General features: G+C 69.0%; 2 protein-coding genes. Both read left to right on the top strand.

The genetic code is table 11. The features are described 5' to 3' along the window. Positions 1 to 1,014 (top strand): dihydroxy-acid dehydratase (locus B4E30_RS01285; RefSeq protein ID WP_286793166.1); only part of this gene is annotated, 1,014 nt, incomplete at its 5' end. 43 nt (positions 1,015 to 1,057) lie between these two features. Beyond that, on the top strand, positions 1,058 to 1,915 hold an 858-nt coding region (locus B4E30_RS01280), incomplete at its 3' end, for a thiamine pyrophosphate-binding protein (protein ID WP_286793165.1).

The following is a 1,915-nucleotide window of genomic DNA, read 5'->3' as shown; positions in this document are numbered from 1 at the left end:
GCACCGCCGTCGGCCGACCGCCGTCGCGACTACTTCGCGCACAGGTCGGGCGAGGCCGTCGTGAACCTGCTGCGCCAGGGCATCACCACGGGAGACATCCTCACCAAGGAGTCGTTCGAGAACGCGATCGCCCTCGCGATGGCGCTCGGCGGATCCACCAACGTCGTGCTCCATCTTCTCGCGATCGCCAACGAGGCGCAGGTCGACCTCGACCTGCACGACTTCAACCGCATCGGCGACAAGGTTCCCCACATCGCCGACATGAAGCCGTTCGGCCAGTACGTCATGAACGACGTCGACCGCCACGGCGGCATCCCCGTCATCATGAAGGCGATGCTCGACGAGGGGCTGCTGCACGGCGACGCTCTCACGGTGACCGGCAAGACGCTCGCCGAGAACCTGCGGGAGCTGGACCCCGACCCGATCGACGGCACCGTCATCCACACCCTCGACAACCCCATCCACGCCACCGGCGGCATCACGATCCTGCACGGATCGCTCGCCCCCGAGGGTGCGGTGGTCAAGACCGCCGGCTTCGACGCAGCGGTCTTCGAGGGCCCGGCGCGGGTGTTCGAGCGCGAGCGCGCCGCGATGGACGCCCTGGAGGCGGGCGCGATCACGGCCGGCGACGTCGTCGTCATCCGCTACGAAGGCCCGAAGGGCGGCCCCGGGATGCGCGAGATGCTGGCGGTCACGGCCGCCATCAAGGGCGCTGGGCTCGGCAAAGATGTACTACTCTTGACGGACGGTCGATTCTCCGGCGGCACAACCGGCCTGTGCATCGGCCACGTAGCACCCGAAGCGGTGGACGCAGGTCCCATCGGCTTCGTGCGCGATGGTGATCTGATACGGGTCGATATCGCAGCCCGCACTCTCGACCTACTCGTCGACGAAGCGGAGCTGGACTCCCGCCGTTCCGGCTGGGAGCCCCTTCCCCCGCGCTATACCCGTGGCGTCCTGGCCAAGTACTCCAAGCTCGTGCGCTCTGCCGCGCAGGGCGCCGTGACGGGGTAGCGGGCCTCCGACACATCTGTTCGTTCTCGACAGAGGAACCACCATGCCTTCAGAAACCGCAGCCGCCGTGCCGCGGCCACCCGCCCGCAGCGCCTCCGCGCCCGTCTTGTCCGGCGCGCAGGCCATGGTCCGCTCGCTCGAGCTGCTCGGCGTCACCGATGTCTTCGGCATCCCGGGCGGGGCGATCATGCACTTCTACGACCCGCTGATGGACGCCAGCGAGCTGCGTCACATCCTCGTGCGTCACGAGCAGGGTGCCGGTCACGCCGCCGAAGGGTTCGCGTCGGCATCGGGCCGGCCCGGCGTCGCGATCGCGACCTCCGGACCCGGCGCGACCAACCTCGTCACGGCCATCGCCGACGCGTACATGGATTCCGTCCCGCTGGTGTGCATCACCGGTCAGGTGTTCTCGCACCTCATGGGGACCGACGCGTTCCAGGAGGCCGACATCGTCGGCATCACCATGCCGATCACCAAGCACTCCTTCCTCGTGAAGGATGCCGCCGAGATCCCGGGCGCCATCGCCGCGGCGTTCGAGATCGCCACCACCGGTCGCCCCGGCCCCGTGCTGGTGGACATCACGAAGGACGCACAGCAGGCCGAGGTTCCCTTCGTGTGGCCGCCGAAGTACGACCTGCCGGGATATCGACCGGTCACGAAGGCGCACGGCAAGCAGATCCAGGCCGCTGCGCAGCTGATCGCCGAAGCCAAGAAGCCCGTTCTGTACGTCGGCGGCGGGGTCATCCGTGCCGGCGCTGCGGACGAGCTGCGCACGCTCGCGGAGTCGACCGGTGCGCCCGTGGTCACGACCCTGATGGCACGCGGCGCCTTCCCCGACTCGCATTCGCAGCATCTCGGCATGCCGGGCATGCACGGCACCGTCCCGGCGGTGCTGGCGCTG

Origin of the sequence: Microbacterium sp. UBA3394, assembly GCF_002358725.1 — a bacterium.
In the GTDB taxonomy this organism is placed as follows: Bacteria; Actinomycetota; Actinomycetes; order Actinomycetales; family Microbacteriaceae; genus Microbacterium; species Microbacterium luteum.
The sequence above is the reverse complement of the archived record's forward strand: the minus strand, read 5'-3'. Positions and strand labels throughout refer to the sequence as shown.